Genomic DNA, 18,755 nt, shown 5'->3' on the forward strand with positions numbered 1-18,755 from the left:
CATCACCCCCTTGCGTCGGCAACCGTACCCTCGCCTGCGGCACAATCAATCCCAGAATGACCGACGACGACGGTGCGCCCGCCCCCTCCCGTAGATCTCACGTGGTGCGGCTCGCGGTGTTCGCGGCCTTGCTCCTGGGGTTGTTCTACCTGGTTGGGGTTGCGCGCGTCGTCGACCTCGACGTCGTCCGCAGTGCCGTCTCGGCAACCGGGCCCGCTGCGCCGCTGGCCTACGTCGTGGTCTCGGCGGTACTGGGCGCGCTGTTCGTTCCCGGCCCGTTGCTCGCCGCGGGCAGTGGGGTGCTCTTCGGCGCGGTGACGGGAACCTTCGTGACCATCGGCTCGGCGGTGGGCACGGCGGTGATCACCAGTCTGATCGGGAGGCGGGCGGGCCGCGACAGCGCGCGTGTCCTGCTGGGCGCCCGCCGCGCCGACCGCATCGACGACCAGATCCAGCGGCACGGCCTATGGGCCGTCGTCGGACAGCGTTTCGTCCCGGGCATCAGCGACGCGTTTGCCTCCTACGCGTTCGGCGCGTTCGGAGTTCCGCTGTGGCAGATGGCGGTCGGAGCATTCATCGGATCGGCACCACGGGCGTTCGTCTACACCGCGCTGGGTGCGTCGATCGGTGACCTGTCGGCGCCGCTGGCGTACACCGCGATCGGGGTCTGGTGCGTCACCGCCGTCATCGGAACCTTTGCGGCGCACCGGGGATGGCGGGCGTGGCGCAACCGGTCTACGGAGCCGAACCCGCCATGTGCATCGCCGCCAGGTGACTGAACAGCATGGAGGCGCCGATCGGATTGCCGCCACCCGGGTACGTCGTCCCCGACACGGCGGCCATCGTGTTGCCCGCCGCATAGAGGCCGGGAATGGGGCGACCGGCGGTGTCGAGGACACGGGCGTGCACGTCGGTCCGCAGACCGCCCTTGGTGCCGAGGTCGGAGACGCCGAACGCTGCCGCGCGGTAGGGCGGCGTGTCGATCGGCGCCATCGGCGGCACACCGCCGGTGAAGGCGAGGTCGAAGGGCAGTGCGCCGCGGCCGAAGTCGTCGTCCGAGCCGTTGGCGGCCAGTTCGTTGAAGCGGCGCACCGACGCCGCGAGTTCGTCGGCGGGCACCTCGATCACCTCCGCGAGTTCGCCCAGCGTCGCCGCCTCCCGCCACAGCCCTTCCGACTGATACTCGCTGGTCGGCGCGAACGACACGTTGGTCGCGAGCACCGGCGGTCGATCGCCGTCCCGGCTGTCGTAGACCAACCAGAACGGCCGGCCGACGGTGCCCGCCGCCATGGCCTTCAGGATCTCCCGCCCGGAGCGGTCGTAGGCGGTGGATTCGTTGACGAACCGTCGCCCGCGCTTGTCGACGAACATGCCGCCGGTGATGCCGAGCGCGAAGGCCGCCCGCCCGTCGGGATGGATCAGGCCCGGTGACCACCACGCCTGATCCATCAGATCCGTGCCCGCTCCCGCGGCGATGGCCGCGCGGTGCGCGAGCCCCGTGTTGCCGGGCGCACCCATGCTGTCGGTCGTCGAACCGGGCACGCCGTACTGGGCGCGCATGTCGGCGTTCTGCTCGAAACCGCCTGCTGCCAACAGGACTCCGCGGCGGGTCCGGATGACCTGGCGTTGGCCCTGGTGCTCGACGACGGCGCCGATGACCCGTCCGTCGTCGACGATCAGATCGACGAGGCGGGTCTCGAGGTGGGCGGCCACCCGGACGTCGTCGGCCATCGCGGCGAGGAACCGACCGACGAGTGCGCGCCCGCCGACGAGCAGGTCCGGCGGAGGGCTCCCGAGCCGCTCGTGGTCGAGTGGGCCGCGCACCAGGCCCTGGAACCGGCCGAGCCGGCTGTCCGGGACCGCTCTGGACACGATGTGCCGCATGCCGTCGGCGCGCGCTCCGGGCGTCTCACCGTAGTAGTCGGGCCACGGCAGGATCTTGAACGCGAAGCGCTCGTCGGCTTCGAGGTACTCGATCAGGGCGGCACCGCCGCGTACGTAGGCCTCCTGCAGATCCGCCGGCGTCCGGTCGCCGACCACGGCACGGAAGTATCGCAACGCGTCGTCGACGGTGTCGTCGCAGCCCGCGCGAACGAGAACGGGGTTGCAGGGGAACCACATTCCGCCCCCGCCCGAGTAGGCGGTCGTGCCCCCGAATCGATCGGTCGCCTCGACGAGCAGCACGCTCAGGCCCTCGCGGGCAGCCGTGTAGGCACCGGCGACTCCCCCGCCCGATCCCACCACCAGCACGTCGACCGTGTCGTCGAGCGCCCTCACGAACGTCGTCCGTCCTCGCTGCCCATGACGACGGACCATACGCGGGTCGAGTTGGTGACACAGACGATTCGGAGTCAGCAAACGCTGACCCGCGCGTCAGTTTCTACATCCAGTGTAGGGTCGGGCGACTGCCCAGCGGTCGCTGCCAGCAATGATCCGTCCCGGAGGTGGAATGCCCGTCGACGATTCAGCGTCGTCGTCCGCCGGAGCCCGCGACATGGACCGCCTGCTGACGGCCGTGCAGGAGTTGTCGTTCGCCCGCACGCTGGCCGACATCGAGCGCACGGTGGCGACGTCGGCGCGCGAACTCACCGGTTGCGACGGCGCCACCATCGTGTTGCGCGACGGTGACATGTGCAATTACGCCGACGAGGATGCGATCTCGCCGCTGTTCAAGGGCAGTCGCTTCCCGATGGACTCGTGCATCGGCGGCTGGGCGATGGTCAACCGCGCCGCCGTGGTGATCGCGGACGTCTACGACGACGCACGGATACCCATGCCGCTTACCGTCCGACGTTCATCAAAGAGCCTGGTGATGGTGCCGATCCGCAGCCTCGACCCCGTCGGCGCGATCGGCAATTACTGGGCAGACGAACGCGAACCGTCGGAGCGGGAAGTGGCTCTGCTGCAAGCCCTGGCCGACGCCACGTCGATCGCCATGGAGAACGTCCACGTGTACGCCGAACTCGAGCAACGGGTGCTCGACCGGACCGTCGAACTGGAGCGGGCGAACGAGAAGATCCAGCAGCTGTCGGTGACCGACGACCTCACCGGCGTCGGCAATCGCCGCGGTTTCTACCTCGCGGCGGAACCGGCCCTGCTCGAGGCCCGCCGAAACGGTCGCGATTGCGTGTTCGGCTTCATCGACGTCGACGGACTCAAGCTCGTCAACGACGAGTTGGGGCACGCGGTCGGCGACGCGCTGATCGCCGACGTTGCGCGCGTGCTTCGAGCCACGCTGCACGAGTCGGATCTCCTCGCCCGGATGGGCGGTGACGAATTCGCCGTCCTGGTCACCGATTCCGCGGCCGATCCCGCCGAGTTGCAGGAGCGGCTCCTCGCCGCGCTGCAGCGCTTCAACGACACCACGTCACGGGCGTACCGCATCTCGGCGAGTTTCGGGTTGATGCGCGTGTGCGCCACCGATTCCGGCTCGGTCGACGAGCTATTGGCACGTGCCGATGAACTCATGTACGTGGAGAAGCGGGCCCGGCTTACCTAGCCGCGGCCGGTCACTCGGCAGCAGCCCCCGAGTCGTCGCGCAACGGCCGTCCCCGGCTGCGGTAGAGGGCGGCGTCGGCCCGGGCACAGAGGTCGGCGATGTTGGCCGATGGTGACATCTGGGTGGCCGTGCCGAGGCTGACGTCGGGCGTGAGCCGGTGCACGTCGCGGACGAATTCGTCGACGGTCGCGGGGCTCTCGTCGACGAAGCACGCGGCGAACTCGTCCCCGCCCAGCCTGGCCAGCACCGTGCGTCGGGGGGCCGCTCGTCGCCACTGCTCGGCGTAGTCGACGATGCGCTGATCCCCGGCCTGATGTCCGTACGTGTCGTTGACGCGTTTGAGCCCGTCGATGTCGAGGGCGACGATGGTCACCGCCACCGGCGCCGCGCGGTGTCGTGCGAGCAGGTCCGTCGTTTCGATCTCCCAGCCCGCGCGGTTCAGCAGACCCGTCAGCGGGTCGGTGCACGCTGCGGTGAACATTGCACGCACGAGCAGGCCGAAGGATTCGGCGGCGCCGGTGATCGCCACGGTGATGATGAGGAAGGTGATGACGCCGACGTGTGGGGCAGGCGCGATGGCAACCGCCACCAAGCACGCGGCGGTGAGGACGGCGATCAGCGTCCATGCCCGGCGAGTCGGATGGAAGGCGCGGATGTACATCGCCAAGAACATCGGTGCGATCAGGCAGACGTATTCGGCGGTCATCGTGACGTGGAACGCCATCACGACCGGGGTGGCCGCGACCGCAGCCCAGGTTGCCAATGTGGTCCGATCCGGCTTGAGCACGAGCTGGACGAGTCCGAGGACGCCAAGGGCGATGGCGATGATGCCGCCGACCGGATTGCCGTAGACCAGGTCGGTGCGCACGGGGAACAGGGTGAAGACGACCCCGTAGGCGTAGAGGAACGTCGTCGCGCTCAGATAGATCCGCAGCAGCCGCACTCGCTGCCTGCCGACTGCGCGGTTGTCCCCTGCGGCGGGCGAACTCAAGCGATGCACGACGACCCCGCGGGTCACCGGGTCCAGTCCGCGGCCTGCTCGTCGGCGATGCGCCAGCTCACCGATGTCACGCCGTCGTGCTGACTGAGTTCCCGGACGGCCGTCTCGGCAGCCTGGTCGTCGCGCGCCGACGTCGAGTATTCCGCCTCCACCTCGACGTGGCCCGGATCGTGGGCCGGTCGGGTCCGCAGGGCGCGCAGTCGGAAGTCCGGTGAGGGCAGCGCGGTCGAGATCGAAGCCTTGACGTCCGCGCCCGCCTCACGCGGGCACATGACCCGAACCAGGTAATCGGCGGCCGTGACCTCCCGGCTGCGGCCCGCGGTGTGGACGCGATCCATGCGATTGGCCAGCGGCTGTAGAAACCAGTTGGCCGCGACGATGATGGTGGCGCCGGCCATCGCCTCGCGCCACATCCACGCGCCTGCGAGCGCGCCGACGGCCGCCGTGGACCAGAGCGTCGCGGCGGTGTTCAGGCCGGTCACGGACAACCCTTGCTTCATGATGACGCCGGCGCCGAGAAAGCCGATCCCCGAGACGATCTGGGCCGCGACGCGAAGGCGGTCACCCTCCTGGTCGAAGCTGTAGGCGCTCAGGATCAGGAACAGCGCCGAGCCCATGCTCACCAGGGCCATGGTTTGCAGGCCCGCCATCCGCGACCGCCACTGACGCTCGAACCCGATTGCGACGCCGAGCAGGGTCGCGAGCCCGACACGGGTCAGCAGATCGACCGCCAGCATGCCGTGATCATGCTCCACGCAGGCCGTCGAGGTGGTCAGACACGCTTGACGGGGCGGTTGGCGATGGTCGGTCCCGCTACGGCCGCCGCACGCACCGGAAGCCGACGTGGCTCATCCCGGTGTCCACCGGCTGTGGCCTGCGGGCGGCGGGCCGGTACCGCAGGCAGTACGCGTCGGCGCAGAGGAATGACCCACCCTTGACGACGCGGCGGGGCACCTGGGGCAGGTGCGGCTGACGTGGATCGTGGCTGTCGGCCTCGCAGCACCCGCCGCCACCCGGCGTGTCGGTGTACCAGTCGGTGGTCCACTCCCAGACGTTGCCCGCCATGTCGAACAGGCCGTAGCCGTTGGCCGGGAAGCTGCCGACGGGCGCCGTCCGGCCGTATCCGGGTTGGGGCCGCCAGGGGAACTCGCCGTGCCAGTAGTTGGCCAGGGGTTCGGACGGCCGCTCGGGTTCGTCACCCCACGTGTAGGTGGCCCCGGTCAGGCCGCCGCGGGCAGCGGTCTCCCATTCCGCCTCGGTGGGCAGCGCCAGCCCCGCCCACTGGGCGTACGCGTCGGCGTCCTCGTAGGCGACGTGCACGACGGGATGGCGAGCGCGCTTGGCGATCGAGGACAGCGGCCCGACGGGATGGCGCCACGACGCGCCCGGCGTCCACGTCCACCACTGGCTGAGGTGTCGCAGATCGACCGGTCCGGGGGTGCGCTGGAAGACCATCGACCCGGGCTGCAGATTCTCTGCCGGAGCACCCGGGTAGTCGGCGGGGTCGATCGGCCGCTCGGCGACGGTGACGTACCCAGTCGCGTCGACGAACGCGGCGAAGTCGTCGTTCACCACCTGGTGGGTCTGCATCCAGAAGCCGTCGACCGTGACCTCGCGTACCGGACCCTCCTCCGGGTAGTGCGCGGCGGAGCCCAACAGCGCACTCTGGGCGGGAATCCACGCGAAGTCGTCAGCCAAAGATCGTCACCCAATCGTCCCGCATGCTGATCACCGTCCACCCGTGCTGGCCCGCATGCGTCATCGCTCGCTCAGCGCCTGCGGTGTAGGCGAATTCACGCTCGCCGTCATCGTGGTCGACGAGCAACCGCAGCGCCGCAGTCCCGGGCCGGCCGGAGTACATCAGCATCTCGTCGTCGCCGTTGGAGTTGCCCGCAGCCAGGATGGGCCGCCTGCCGATGCGGTTCCAGATGCGTACCGGCTTCTCGGGCCCGTCATCCCAGATGTCGAGTGCGGGTTGGATCAGCAGGTCACCGTGCCCGTCGTCGCCCTCGAACTTCAAGCCTTGGGCACTACCGACCACGCGCTCGGGTGGGATGCCGTAGATCGCCGAGGTGACGGGGCGCATGAAGTCACGACCGCCGCCCGAGACGATGTAGCAGGTGAAGTCGTGGGCTTCGAGGTAGCGCAACAGCTCCACCATGGGCACGTAGACGCACTGTTGGTACGGGCACCCGAGCGTGGGATGGGTGGCCTCCGCGAAGAACCCGTTGACCAACGCGGCGTGCTCCTCGACGGTCATGGAGTCGTGCAGCGAGAGCACTGCCCCGGCAAGCGTCTTCAAGTCGGAGTCGTCACCCTGGTAGTGCATCGTGATGGCGCCGCCGAACCAGTTCAGGTCGCCCGTCATGGCGGCCAGGTACGGCTGCTCGACTTGCAGCGCGGGATCGCTCGCGGCCTTCGCGGCCAGCCGCCGCACGATGAAGTCCAGCTGGATGTACATCGGCTTCTCACACCACAGCGTGCCGTCGTTGTCGAACACCGCAACCCGGTCTTGCGGTTCGACGAAGTTGGGGCCGTCTGCGGTGACGCGACCCACGAAGTCCACGATCGCCGACTTCGCGGGCCCGTCGACCCAGGTGTCGAGCATCAGCCGCCGCGGCTGGCGAGGAACTTCTCGAGTTCCTCGACCGCGTTGGTGATGGTGAACGACGCCGGGTCCTGCCGTGGCGGGAATTCCTTGAACGTGTCGAGGAACTGGTTGACGATCGCCGAGGCGTAGAACATCAGGTACACCCGATCGATCATCCAGTCCCAGTAAGTGTTCGACGTGATGTCGGCATGTTCGTACGGGTCGGTTCGGAGGTTGAACAGCTTGGGCGCGCGCAGCCGGGTGAATGGCTCGAACCAGACCTGGAGGGTGCCGGGGCACCGCTGCTCCATGAAGACGACCTTCCAGTTGTCCACGCGGATGCCGAGCACGTCGCAGTCGTCGGAGAAGTAGATCATCCCGCGGCGCGGGCTCTTGTCGACCTCGCCGGTCAGGTAGGGCAGCAGGTTGTAGCCGTCGATGTGCACCTTGTAGGTGGTGTCGCCAATGGTCTTGCCCGACTTGAGTACCTCGACGACGTCGGGCTCGCCTGCTGCGGCGAGAAAGGTGGGCAGCCAGTCGTGGTGCTGAACGATCTCGTTGGAGACGCTGCGCGGCTTGATCTTTCCGGTCCACCGAATCATCTCGGGGATGCGGAATGCGCCCTCCCAGTTGGTGGCCTTCTCGCTGCGGAACGGGGTGGTCGCGCCGTCGGGCCAGCTGTTGGCGTGGGGCCCGTTGTCCGTCGAGTAGATGACGATGGTGTCCTCGGCGATGCCGAGTTCGTCGACGAGGTCCAGCAGCGTTCCGACGTGACGGTCGTGGTCGATCATCGTGTCGTGGTACTCCGACTGCCAGCGGCCTGCCTGCCCACGGCTCTCCGGCTTGGTGTGCGTCCGAAAGTGCATGTGCGTCATGTTCATCCACACGAAGAACGGCGTCTCCGCCTCGTGCTGGCGCTTGATGAAGTCGACGCAGGCACCGGTCGTCTCGTCATCGATGGTCTCCATCCGCAACTTCGTCAGCGGGCCCGTGTCCTCGATGCGCTGCTTGCCGACCGGGCCGTAGCGTTCGTCGACCTCGTCGGATTCCTCGTCGGTGGCCCAGGAGTGGATGACCCCGCGCGGCATCAGCGCCTTGCGCAGCAGCGGCGCCTCCTCGGCCGTCGGGTAGTCCTCGTGCTCTGGCTCTTCTTCGGCATTGAGGTGGTACAGGTTGCCGAAGAACTCGTCGAAGCCATGCACCGTCGGAAGGAACTTGTTCAGATCGCCGAGGTGGTTCTTGCCGAACTGTCCGGTGGCGTAGCCCAGTGGCTTGAGCAGCTCGGCGATCGTCGGATCGCCCTTCTGGAGTCCGATGTCCATGCCGGGCATGCCGACCTTGCTCATGCCGGTGCGATAGACGCTCTGGCCGGTGATGAACGACGAGCGGCCTGCGGTGCAGCTCTGCTCGCCGTAGGAGTCGGTGAAGAGCATGCCCTCATCGGCGATGCGGTCGATGTTCGGCGTGAAGTACCCCATGAGCCCGCGGCTGTAGCAGCTCAGGTTCGAGATGCCGATGTCGTCACCCCAGATGACCAGGATGTTCGGCTTGGCTTCAGGCATGGCAGTCCCTTCGACCGTGCGTCCTTTCAGGGAGCCTAAGCAGCCGCCGATCTTGGCGGGGGCGTCATCGTCGGATCGTCACGAAACGTTCGAGTCGGAACACATTGGACCCGCGAGCGACGACTTTTCGCCGGCTTCGGGGTCGAACGTCGACGGAAACTCGACGTTCACGAATCCAGAGTGGGGCGGGCGGGGCTCGAACCCGCGACCTAGGGATTATGAGTCCCCAGCTCTGACCGACTGAGCTACCGCCCCGATACGCCTAGCCTGCCTTGATGACATGCGCAGCAAAGCACGCTGCTAGTCGTGGAAATATCGTACCCCAGCACCTCCGCGGTCTTTGGTACGCGACAAGCCCCCTCGTCTGATCGGCGAGGGGGCTTGTCCGGCAGTGCGGGCTACTCGGAATCGCCGCCGTCGGCGGCGGCATCCTGCTGCGCTCCGTCGGCCGGGGTGGAGGTTCCGGTCTCGGGCTTCTCGGCCGCGGGCGGTGTGAACACCTTCTGCAGGTTCTTGCCGGCCTCGGCGAGGCCGTCGTGAACGCCCTTGATCGCGCCCGAGATCGGGTTGTCGCGCACGACGTTGAACTCCGGCTTCTTCGCCGGCGTCTTCGGCACGGTCGTCGTGTCGGCGTCGGTCGACTTCACCAGCGTCGTGCCGGTGGCGGTCGAGTTGGCGGCCCCGCCACCCGTCGGCGCTGACGGCACGTCGGGCACGTTCGGCAGGACGGCGCCGTTGATCTGATCAGACGCGCCCTGCACGGTGTTGCGCACGTTGGTGATACCAGGCGCGAGTCCGGAGGGCAGAGCATCCCGCACCCCGAAGATCGCCGGGTCCGCAACGTACAGCGGAGCGTCGATCGTGTTCTCGATCAGATCCCGCAGTGCGTCGGGGTCGCCCGAGGCGAGAGTCGCGAGGCGGGCGGGTCCGAGCACCAGGGACGCCAGCAGGCGCAGGCCCGAGGCGCCGAGGCCCTCGATGACGTCCGCCGCGGAGTCCACCGGCCCCGTGGTGGGCGTGTAGTCCTGGTAGCCGATCGCACCGGGCTTCTGGAACTCGGCGACGGTGTTGGCCACCACTTCACCGAAGCGCACCAGCGGGTCGTTCGAGTCTGCCGCCGCGAGGGCGACCGAATCAGCTCCGGCAGGTGCCGCCAGCGTGGCCAGACTCTCCTGCGGCAGACCGAGATTGCCACCGATGACATTCCCGAGATCGGGGAAGGCGTCGAGCAGTCCGGGCAGTGCGGTCGGGCCAGTAGGCAGTCCCAGGAGTCCTGCGATGATCGCCAACGGATTTGGCCCGGCCAGCGGTCCGCGGACCCCTGGCACCCCGCTGAAGAATGCGCTCTGCGTGCCCGCCACGAGCGCCGTGAGCAGATCCCCGGGCACCCGGCCGTAGTCCACGTCGGGGAAGCTGAGGAACGGTGCGAACTCGCTACCGAAGTTGCCCGAGAAGTCGCGGGGGTAGGGGTCGAGCGGGTTCGTCATGTCCTGCGTGACGTTGGTGTAGCCGAGGTTCACCAGGAGCTTCAGCGCCGGCTCGAAGGCGTCGGCGAACGGGTTGGTGAAACCGAACGCTCCCCCGGTGAACAGGTTGGCGACGTCAGTCGGGTACCGGAACGGCTCCAGCAGTGGGAGTGCGTTGGCCTCGATGGTGAGGAACTGGTTGAGCGCCTCGTAGTAGTCGTCCCCTGGCGAGATGTCCGTACCCAGAAGCGAGTTGACGAGCGGCACCAGGACGGACCGCGGCAGAGGCAGGCTGCCGATGATCGGAATTCCGCTGGCCGTGAGACCGTCGCCGATGGCCGCGGACACCGCGTTGCCCAACACGCTGGCAAGAACTGGCTCCAGTACCTGAGGCAGCGCGCCGGTGATGTCCGACCCCCTCAAGATGTAGCTCGGGAAGAGAAGCGCTGCCCCGTTGTTGGCCAGAGTGAACGGGTTCGGCCATGCCGCAAAGTCGGACAGTGGGTCGTACTCCACCGTGGCGTCGACCTTGATCGGTACCAGGACTGCGCCGCCATCGGTCTCGACGCCCACTTCAGGAGTGACGACGCTGTTCTGACCGAGCCCCACGAGGATGGAATCGAGTAGCGGCGCGAACCGTGCGGCGAGACCACCGTCTGCGCGTCCCGGATTCCGCAACAAGATCATCGGCAGGATGGTCAGGCTGGTACCCGGCTCGGCACCCGTTCCGGTGCCGCCTGGTTGGTTCGGCAAGTCGGCGACGACGTCGGGATAGGCCATCCCGGTGGCCAGCGAGCCGAGCCCGAAGGCGATCACGATCGGTACGCGAAGGTTCGGCACCTCGATCGGAACACTCGGGTTGGCGTCGATCACCTGCGGAATGTTCTTCACTGCGTTGAGCGCGAAGGTCGTTCGGCATGCCGTGTTGCTGGCTGAACATCCACCTCCACCGAGGAACTTCGGCAGGGTCGCCAAGCCGTAAGCGGCGTTGTATGCCGGTTGGTACAGCGGGTTCGGCACGGACACCGGAATCGAGATGTCGGTGTCGATCCCTCCGTAGGGCGTCGTGTTGATCGCGTTGGCGATCTCGCTCGGGAACGCAGGCACCCACGTCGGGTTGAGGCCGAGGATGCCGAGCGCGCCGAAGGGCGGGCCGGTCGTGATGACCTTGACCGGCAGGTCGATCGGGTCGCCGCCGGGAATGGGAATGGTCGTCGGGATCGGGATCAACTGATCGAGCGACGGCACGTCTATGCCGAGCGCGGCGAGCGCATCGGCGAAGGTCGGGAAGGTGGCCGCTGCGAGCGCTACGTCCTGATGCGAGTAGGCGGGCGACGGCAGCGTGGCGGCCGTGGCCGTTGGCGCGGTCAACCCGACCGTGAGCGCAGCCGTGGTCGTAGTTACGGCACTGATCATTGCTGCTTTGCGCAGCGATCGACGCACGGCTTTTTGACGATGTTTCCCCATGATGTTTCCTCCCCAGGAACCTTGTGCGATGAGGCTAACACCGCAAACATCGTCCGGCAATCAAAACGCAACATTCCGTTCGAACTTTCCTGCGATCTTGAAATACGGCTTGATCAGCGGTGATCCGACGATCTCTCCGTTCAAAGCCAGCGAATGAACCGCCGCTCAGGCGTCGTGAGTGAACTCAACATCGACGTTCAGCAATGATCGCAACACCGTCACCTCAGATGCTCGATCGAGAACTCCGAGCGCGCGCCCATCGCTGTCGACTCGGGGACGTCGATTAGCTGTTCGTCACGTCAGCACCATCGAGGCACCGCATGGCGAGAGCCCGGTCGCGCCGGCCAACTGAGTAGGTCAGTGCGTGGCGCCGACGGCATCGACCTGATGGTCGACTACCGTTGCGGCAGAGAGAGTCTGAGTGGCGAAGCGCCGTTCAGGCGTACACCGGCTGGCCGTCGGTTCCCAACAGGTACCGCTCGGTGCCCTCGGCGACGCGGGGCGCGTCGGCCGCCAGCGCGACGGCAATCTTGTTGGCGGCGTTGCGCATTACGTCCAGTGTCAGCTCGAGCGCCTCGCCGGCAGTGAAGTGCTCGTGCACCCCGGCAGCCACGTCGGGTTGGATGCGCGAGGGCGTCCATGTCAATGCGTCGACGAAACGCAGTGCCGCCCTGTGCCGCTCCTCGAGCAGTTCGGAGGTGTCGTAACTCTCGATGTCGTCGTACATCGACTCAGTACCACCGGCATCGAGCGCCGCACCCTCGCGCAGCGACTTGCACAGTCGGCACGCATGCTGAACGGCACCGCGCAACCGCACCACCTCGGTGGTCACGGGATCCAACGCCCGCATCGCACCGACCATTGGCGCAAAGCGGTTGAGCACCAAGTCGATCGGCTCTTCGTCGTGGTCCCGGCCGGCCGGTTCCGGGATGGCGGGCAGGCCCAGCGCCGACAGACCGGCCGACACCCTCGGTACGAAGTCGGCGATGAACACACATGCCGTCACCGTGAACGCGTCGTTGCCAGTGGCCGCCAGGAAGGCACCCCGCTGGGCGTCGCTCATCGACGACACGTCGGCCGCGAACTGCTCGGCGAAGTCGCGAACCGCGGCGTCGTCGGATGCGGCCGAGTCCGACGGTAGGGCCGGCAGCGACATGGTGTCTGCGCACACCCGACGAACCAGCGCATTGACCGGGCCGAGGGCGTTCGGCGACACCACGATCATCCGTGTCAGCAGGTCGTACGGCGCTTCCGGAAGGCCCGAGTCCATGTCGCGATTATTGCGCCTGGCTCACCGATGACATGTGAAAGTCGGGAATCCGGAGCGACGGCATGGCCGCCCGCGTCGCCCAGTCACCCCACTCGCGCGGCAGGGTCACCTCGCTGACGCCCGCCTCGGTCGCGCGCCGAAGCAGGTCCAACGGGCTCTCGTTGAAGCGGAAGTTGTTGACGGCGGCGGTGACCTCGCCGTCTTCCACCAGGTACACGCCGTCGCGGGTCAAACCCGTGAGCAGCAGGACGGTGGGATCGACCTCCCGCATGTACCACAGCGTGGTGAGCAACAGCCCCCGCTCCGTGCTCGCCACCATGTCCGCCAGACTCGCCGTCCCGCCCGTCATCAGCAGGTTGTCGGCGGCCACCGTCACCGGTACGCCGAACTCGGCCGCCGCGGCCCGCGGGTAGGCCAGTGCGTTCACAGCACCGTCGCGCAACCAGTCGACGCGACCGATGTCCATGCCGTTGTCGAAGACCGACGCCCGCTCTGACGAACTCGTGGCCGCTACGAACGGCGAGCACTGCAGGCCCCCCGCATCCGGGTCGGAGTAGAGGGTCAGGCCGAGGTCACCGAGGCGCTCCCCCAACCGCGTGCCCCCGGGTGCGGACAACGCCGTGCGACCTTCCTGCGCGCCGCGGCCGTCCATGCTCCACGCCAGGTAGATCATCATGTCCGAGACGGTCGAGGGGGGCATCAGCGTCTCGTACCGCCCCGCGGGCAGCTCCACCGTGCGCTCCGACCAGCCGAGCCTGATCGCTAGGTCGTCCAGCATCGAATCCGTTGGGACGTCGACGAAGTCAGGCGTGCTGACGCCGGCCCACGCACTGCCGCCGGACCGCTTGGCGTTGATCTCCACGGTGCCGGTCGGCTGAGTGTGCCTGCGCCGCAGACCGTTCGACGTGGCGACGAACGTCGTCTCGAGTTCGTGCCTGGCGAAGCCGTAAAGGGTGTCGGCACCGCGGAACCCGCGCGTCAGGCCTTGCGCCACGCCGCCGAACACCGTGGCACCAGTCGTCGGTACCGGATCGTGCCAATCGCCGGGAGCCGGCGTGGCCGCCAATGCCGGTGCAGAATCACGTGCCTCGGGCGCCGCCGCGGCCGCCGCCTGTGAGGCCGCCACCAACGGTGCGACGGCATTCGGGTCGACCTCGCTGGACTTCACCGAGCCGACGAACGCTGCGTCACCGCGGCGGACGATCGAGATCACGGTGGTGTCGCGTCCGAGCGACTCGCCGTTGGTGGTCATCGAGTTTCCCGCCCACCGCAGTGAGGCGGTCGACCGGTCGGTGACCAGGACGATGGTCTCGTCGGCCCCGCCGCGCCGCTTCGCCTCTGCCAGAGCCAGTTCCACCACCCGCGGTGCGCCGATCATCGTTGGCTCCACTTCACTTCTTCGCTGGCGCTCATCAGCGCTGACTCTTCTTCGCTGGCGCTCATCAGCGGCCCGACTCCTCACGCGTGTTCAGCACGTTGATCCCGCGGAACAGCGCCGACGGGCAGCCGTGGCTGACGGCGGCGACCTGGCCGGGCTGGGCCTTGCCGCAGTTGAATGCGCCGCCGAGTTGCCAGGTGGACGCTCCGCCGACGGCTTCCATCGCCCCCCAGAAGTCCGTGGTGGTGGCCTGGTAGGCGACGTCGCGGAGCTGTCCGTCCAGCCGCCCGTCCCGGATGCGGAAGAAGCGCTGCCCGGTGAACTGAAAGTTGTAGCGCTGCATGTCGATCGACCAAGACTTGTCGCCCACCACGTAGATGCCGTCGGAAACCCGCGAAATGAGGTCTTCGGTGGTGACGTCGTCGGCAGCGGGCTGCAGCGACACGTTGGCCATCCGCTGAATGGGAACGTGGTGCGGCGAGTCGGCGTAGGAGCAGCCGTTGGACCGCGCGACGCCGAGCCGGCGCGCGAACACGCGGTCGAGCTGGTAGCCGACGAAGATGCCCTCGCGCACCAGATCCCAGCTCTGCGCCTGGACGCCTTCGTCGTCGTAGCCGATGGTCGCCAGGCCGTGATCGACGGTGCGGTCGGCGGTCACGTTCATCACCGGCGATCCGTACTTCATGCTGCCGAGCTTGTCCGGAGTCGCGAACGAGGTGCCCGCATACGCCGCCTCGTACCCGATCGCCCGGTCGTACTCGGTGGCGTGGCCGATGGATTCGTGGATCGTCAACCACAGGTTCGACGGGTCGATCACCAGATCGGTCGGTCCGGCAACCACTCCCGGCGCCTTGACCTTCTCTGCGAGCAGCGTGGGCAGTTCGGCGAGTTCAGCACTCCAGTCCCACACCTCGTCGCCGGCTACCGCTTCCCACCCCCGCGCGGTCGGCTTGGCCAGCGAGCGCATCGACTCGAACGAGCCAGCGGCCGGGTCCACCGAGACGGCCTCGATGGTGGGCTGGACCCGCACGCGCTGCTGGGTGATCGACGACCCGAAGGTGTCGGCGTAGAAGGTCTGCTCCTTGGCGGCGTACAGGCTCGCCGACACGTGGTCGACACCGTCGGCCGCCAGCAACCGGCCCGAGTACTCGTCGAGCACGCCGATCTTCTCGGCCGTGGTCACGGCGAACGGGTCGACGTCGTAGTCCGACACCCAGGTCGCGTTGGCGTACACGGGTTCATCGGCCAGCTCGATGCGTTCTGCGTTGAGCGGCGCGAGCGTCGTCGCAACGGCGACCGCACGCCGCGCGGTGTCGGCGGCAACCCGCGGCGCCAGCTCGGCGTGCGACGCGAACCCCCACGTGCCGTCGACGATGACCCGCACCGCGAGGCCCAATTCGCGCGAGATCACCGACGTCTCGAGTTCACCGTCGCGCAATTGGATGATCTCGGTGGTGATGCGGTGAATGCGGAGGTCGGCGTAGCTGGCACCGGCGGCGCGGGCCGCGGTCAGCGCGGCATCGGCGAGTTGCAGCCGGGGCAGCGCGAGGAAGTCTGGATCCACACGGCGGTGCGCTGTCACGACTACACCGTAATGGCATCCGGTGCCGTAGCGGCGGACGAGCGCTAGGTGCTGGTCGCGAGCGGTGTCAGCAGTTCCACGTAGAGCGACACTGCGCTCAGCGCAGCGACGATCCCGATCGCCACCCAGTCGCGCAGCTTCGGACCCGACGGCTGCGCCGAGATCTGCCCCGTGCCACCGCGTGCGGTGATGGCGTCGCCCATCTCGTCCGCGCGGCGCAGCGCCACGGTGATCGCGGCCGCCAGCAGGTCGACCACTTCGATCCCCCAGCGCCGCAGCCGGGGTCCGTCGATCTGATCGCGCGGGCGCAGCCGTCGAGCGGCGAACAGCACGCGGAACTCGTCGATCAGCATGGGAAACGCGCGCAGTGCCAACGAGAGTGCGACCGCCCAGTCGTCGACCGGCACCCGCATGGCTCGCAGCGGCCGACCGAGTTTCGCTACGGCAGGCGCGATCTCCGCGACGTTGGTCGTCCACGACACCAGGGCGCCGAGGCCGAGAAGTACCAGCGACAAGGCAGTGAGCTGAAGGAAGTTCAGCACGCCACCGAGACCCAGGGTGACCGAACCGACCGTGACCTCCGGCGGCCCCGCGGCGAAGAACGCCGTGAACCCACCGAGGAACAGCAGGAACCACAGCACCCGCGGAACGGACGGCAGCGCCCCCCACGGAACGTGCGCCAGCTTCGCCGTCACGAACACCAGCAGCGCGACCAGCCCGATTGGCACCCAGCCCGGGTAGAACGTCATCAGGACGCCGATGCCCGCGACGACGAGGAGCTTGGTTCCCGCCCAGAGGTCGTGCACCACCGAGGGGCCCGGCACCGGACGCAGCAGGACGACCGGCCGCCGCTGCTTCTTCGCCGACGCGCTCACGATCCGCCTCCCGTCGATGACGCGGCACTCGGGGCGGGCGCGATGACACCCTTCTCGAGATGCAGCGTGCGGGGACACAGTCCCTCGAGGCCGGAGAAGTCGTGCGAGATCACGACGACGGTCAGCCCGGTGTTGCGGCGGAGGTCCTCGAGCACCGACAGCAGACCGCGCTGGCTGGCTGCGTCGAGGCCGGCCAGCGGCTCGTCGAGGATGATCGCCCTTGGCTTGCGTGCCAGCAGCCCGGCCAGCACGACGCGGCGCATCTGCCCGCCACTGAGCTGGTCGATGCGGCGCAGCCCGAGCCCTGCGTCCAACCCGACCATCGCCAGCGCACGCACCACCTGGGAGTGGTCGTGGTAGTCGAACCCCGCGCTCGAGGCGATCTCCAGGTCGACGCGGCCCCGCATCAACTGCAGCCGCGCGGCCTGGAACGAGATCGCGACGGCACCGACCTGATCGGAGACGGGCGTGCCGTCCAGCAGGCACTCGCCGGTAGTGGGTACCTGCAGGCCCGCCATGATCCACGCCAGCGTCGACTTGCCCGACCCGTTGAGTCCGTGGATGAGCAGTCCATCGCCCTCGTTGACGACGAAGTCGACGTCGCGCAGGGCGGTCGACGCCCACGGCGTCCCGCTGCCGTACTCGTGTCCGACACCGCGCAATTCGAGCAGCGGCGTACCCGCCGGATGGGCGACCACGCTGGCCTCGGGTACCGGTGCGCTCGACACCATCTCGACGTTGTCGGCCGAGCCTCCGTTTCCGGTCAGGTCGACGGTCCGGTCGGCGGAGTCCGCCTCGTCGTTGTAGTGCGTGATGTGCACCAGGGACATCTGGTGCCGCCCGGTCAGGCCGCCGAGTACCGAGATCAGCGCATCTCGGCCCTGCTGGTCGACCATGCTGGTCACCTCGTCGGCGATGAGGAGTCTCGGTTCGCGGGCCAGCGCGCCTGCCACGGCGAGGCGCTGGAGTTCGCCGCCCGACAGTCCACCGGTGTCGCGTTCGGCGAGACCGTCGAGACCGACCTCGTCCAGCAGCCGGTCCACGTCGACGTGCGTGCCCGCGGGCAGTCCCCACACCACGTCGTCGGCCACGCGAGTGCCGAGCACCTGACTCTCCGGATGCTGCATGACGACCGCGGTGCCGCCCACGCGGCCCAGCCCGACCCCGCCGGGCCGGTCGATGGTGCCGGCCGTCGGCTCCCTTCCGGCGAGCATCAGCATGAGCGTGGTCTTGCCCGAGCCGTTGGCGCCGGTGATCGCGAGGTGCTCGCCCGCCTCCACGTCGAGGGATGCCGGGCCGAACGCATCGTGGTTGGTTTCGGGATACCGGAAGCGCACGTCGCGCAGTCGCGTGGGCACCGGGTCGGCGGGCGGCTCCGAGGGATCGGGGGCGTCGAGCTTGTGGACGTCGGGAACGCCGAACAACCGGCCGAGCACGCGTGACAATGCCCACCACCCGACCAGGCTGACGAAGGTGATGCTGGCGATGCCCGACGCGATGATCAGCAGCGGCCAGTAGCTGAGCAGGTTGGCGAAGTCGTCGCGCATGCGCTGGGCGAAGGGCTCCAGGCCCGGGATGCGCTCGAGGATGCGCGCGGTCCCCGTGACGTTGGCGGTCATCGTCTCGAAGATCAGCGTGCGCAAGCGCACCAGCACGGCGAGTGCACCCGCGGCGGCGAGGCCGAAGGCCACTCCCGCGACGACCGCCGCAACGGCGACCGTCGGGGTGCCACGTCCGCGGCGCTTGACGATGCCGGTCAGTCCGCCGATGTAGGCGCAGTTGATCACCGTCATGGCCCCACCCATTCCAGCGATGAGGAACGCGATGACGGCGCCGGCGACGGTGGCCGCCAGCAGCACCCGCAGGCGGTAGCGGTAGGCGAGCAGGCCCATCGGAACCGTGCCCAGCAGCGAGAGGCCCGCTGCGAACGGCACGACCACTGCGATGATCGCCGTGGCGGCGCACAGCGCGGCCATGACGGCGGCGTGGGCCAGTTCGGCGGGACGCAGGGACCCGGCACGTCGAGTGTCGTGCGCGCCGGTCAGAGCCATTGCTCGATTCTGCCA

At 68.3% G+C, this 18,755-nt stretch carries 14 protein-coding genes and 1 tRNA gene; 2 read left to right on the top strand and 13 right to left on the bottom strand.

All coding sequences use genetic code 11. The features are described 5' to 3' along the window. Window positions 1-56: 56 nt before the first annotated feature. Window positions 57-779 carry a TVP38/TMEM64 family protein gene (locus LOK44_RS04310; RefSeq protein WP_237568783.1) on the top strand — a complete coding sequence of 241 codons (723 nt, stop codon included), beginning with the start codon at window positions 57-59 and terminating at the stop codon, window positions 777-779. Here LOK44_RS04310 and LOK44_RS04315 read toward each other — a convergent pair. Then, window positions 736-2,277, bottom strand: coding sequence for an FAD-binding protein (locus tag LOK44_RS04315; protein WP_237568784.1), 1,542 nt, complete (start codon window positions 2,275-2,277; stop codon window positions 736-738). The two genes, LOK44_RS04310 and LOK44_RS04315, sit on opposite strands and share 44 nt — an antisense overlap. 172 nt (window positions 2,278-2,449) lie before the next feature. On the opposite strand from LOK44_RS04315, the gene LOK44_RS04320 reads away from it, so the two are divergent. Then, on the top strand, window positions 2,450-3,499 hold the full coding sequence (locus LOK44_RS04320; RefSeq protein ID WP_237568785.1) for a GGDEF domain-containing protein: 1,050 nt from the start codon (window positions 2,450-2,452) through the stop codon (window positions 3,497-3,499). Window positions 3,500-3,509: 10 nt separating this feature from the next. Here the strand turns inward: LOK44_RS04320 and LOK44_RS04325 are convergent, their stop codons facing one another. The 12 genes from LOK44_RS04325 to LOK44_RS04380 all read right to left on the bottom strand — a co-directional run bounded on the left by LOK44_RS04325 (window position 3,510) and on the right by LOK44_RS04380 (window position 18,740). Continuing rightward, the gene (locus LOK44_RS04325) at window positions 3,510-4,499 is read right to left on the bottom strand and encodes a GGDEF domain-containing protein (RefSeq protein WP_372481189.1); all 990 of its coding nucleotides are present in this window, start codon (window positions 4,497-4,499) and stop codon (window positions 3,510-3,512) included. Between the two features lie 14 nt (window positions 4,500-4,513). Continuing rightward, a complete protein-coding gene (locus LOK44_RS04330; RefSeq protein ID WP_237568787.1) occupies window positions 4,514-5,236 on the bottom strand; it encodes an MgtC/SapB family protein in 723 nt (240 codons plus the stop codon). Between the two features lie 76 nt (window positions 5,237-5,312). After that, entirely contained in the window at window positions 5,313-6,197 is an 885-nt protein-coding gene (locus LOK44_RS04335; protein WP_237568788.1) for a formylglycine-generating enzyme family protein, read from the bottom strand. Then, window positions 6,190-7,107, bottom strand: coding sequence for an HAD family hydrolase (locus LOK44_RS04340; RefSeq protein WP_237568789.1), 918 nt, complete (start codon window positions 7,105-7,107; stop codon window positions 6,190-6,192). Before LOK44_RS04340 ends, LOK44_RS04335 begins: the two co-directional genes overlap by 8 nt. Continuing rightward, window positions 7,107-8,651: an arylsulfatase gene (locus LOK44_RS04345; protein WP_237568790.1), complete on the bottom strand. Its 1,545-nt coding sequence runs from the start codon at window positions 8,649-8,651 to the stop codon at window positions 7,107-7,109. The genes LOK44_RS04340 and LOK44_RS04345 overlap by 1 nt, the downstream gene beginning before the upstream one ends. A 181-nt stretch (window positions 8,652-8,832) precedes the next feature. After that, window positions 8,833-8,906, bottom strand: a tRNA-Ile gene (locus LOK44_RS04350). 143 nt (window positions 8,907-9,049) lie between these two features. Continuing rightward, window positions 9,050-11,533: an alpha/beta hydrolase family protein gene (locus LOK44_RS04355; RefSeq protein ID WP_237568791.1), complete on the bottom strand. Its 2,484-nt coding sequence runs from the start codon at window positions 11,531-11,533 to the stop codon at window positions 9,050-9,052. 487 nt (window positions 11,534-12,020) lie between these two features. After that, window positions 12,021-12,854 carry a carboxymuconolactone decarboxylase family protein gene (locus LOK44_RS04360; protein ID WP_237568792.1) on the bottom strand — a complete coding sequence of 278 codons (834 nt, stop codon included), beginning with the start codon at window positions 12,852-12,854 and terminating at the stop codon, window positions 12,021-12,023. A gap of 7 nt (window positions 12,855-12,861) precedes the next feature. Next, on the bottom strand, window positions 12,862-14,232 hold the full coding sequence (locus tag LOK44_RS04365; protein WP_237568793.1) for a metallopeptidase TldD-related protein: 1,371 nt from the start codon (window positions 14,230-14,232) through the stop codon (window positions 12,862-12,864). A 64-nt stretch (window positions 14,233-14,296) separates the two neighbouring features. Then, on the bottom strand, window positions 14,297-15,814 hold the full coding sequence (locus LOK44_RS04370) for a TldD/PmbA family protein (RefSeq protein ID WP_237568794.1): 1,518 nt from the start codon (window positions 15,812-15,814) through the stop codon (window positions 14,297-14,299). A gap of 44 nt (window positions 15,815-15,858) precedes the next feature. Next, window positions 15,859-16,689 (bottom strand): CbiQ family ECF transporter T component, encoded by an 831-nt coding sequence (locus tag LOK44_RS04375; RefSeq protein ID WP_237568795.1) that lies wholly within the window; start codon window positions 16,687-16,689, stop codon window positions 15,859-15,861. After that, window positions 16,686-18,740, bottom strand: a complete 2,055-nt coding sequence (locus tag LOK44_RS04380) for an ABC transporter ATP-binding protein (protein WP_237568796.1) — start codon at window positions 18,738-18,740, stop codon at window positions 16,686-16,688. The genes LOK44_RS04375 and LOK44_RS04380 overlap by 4 nt, the downstream gene beginning before the upstream one ends. Window positions 18,741-18,755: the final 15 nt, after the last annotated feature.

This window comes from Mycolicibacterium lacusdiani, from assembly GCF_021916785.1.
Taxonomy (GTDB): Bacteria; Actinomycetota; Actinomycetes; order Mycobacteriales; family Mycobacteriaceae; genus Mycobacterium; species Mycobacterium lacusdiani.

Coding starts and splice junctions, on each gene's coding strand:
- LOK44_RS04340 (WP_237568789.1), bottom strand. CDS start 7,107: ATGCTCGACACCTGGGTCGACGGGCCCGCGAAGTCGGCGATCGTGGAC.
- LOK44_RS04345 (WP_237568790.1), bottom strand. CDS start 8,651: ATGCCTGAAGCCAAGCCGAACATCCTGGTCATCTGGGGTGACGACATC.
- LOK44_RS04330 (WP_237568787.1), bottom strand. CDS start 5,236: ATGCTGGCGGTCGATCTGCTGACCCGTGTCGGGCTCGCGACCCTGCTC.
- LOK44_RS04380 (WP_237568796.1), bottom strand. CDS start 18,740: ATGGCTCTGACCGGCGCGCACGACACTCGACGTGCCGGGTCCCTGCGT.
- LOK44_RS04360 (WP_237568792.1), bottom strand. CDS start 12,854: ATGGACTCGGGCCTTCCGGAAGCGCCGTACGACCTGCTGACACGGATG.
- LOK44_RS04355 (WP_237568791.1), bottom strand. CDS start 11,533: ATGATCAGTGCCGTAACTACGACCACGGCTGCGCTCACGGTCGGGTTG.
- LOK44_RS04320 (WP_237568785.1), top strand. CDS start 2,450: ATGCCCGTCGACGATTCAGCGTCGTCGTCCGCCGGAGCCCGCGACATG.
- LOK44_RS04310 (WP_237568783.1), top strand. CDS start 57: ATGACCGACGACGACGGTGCGCCCGCCCCCTCCCGTAGATCTCACGTG.
- LOK44_RS04365 (WP_237568793.1), bottom strand. CDS start 14,232: ATGATCGGCGCACCGCGGGTGGTGGAACTGGCTCTGGCAGAGGCGAAG.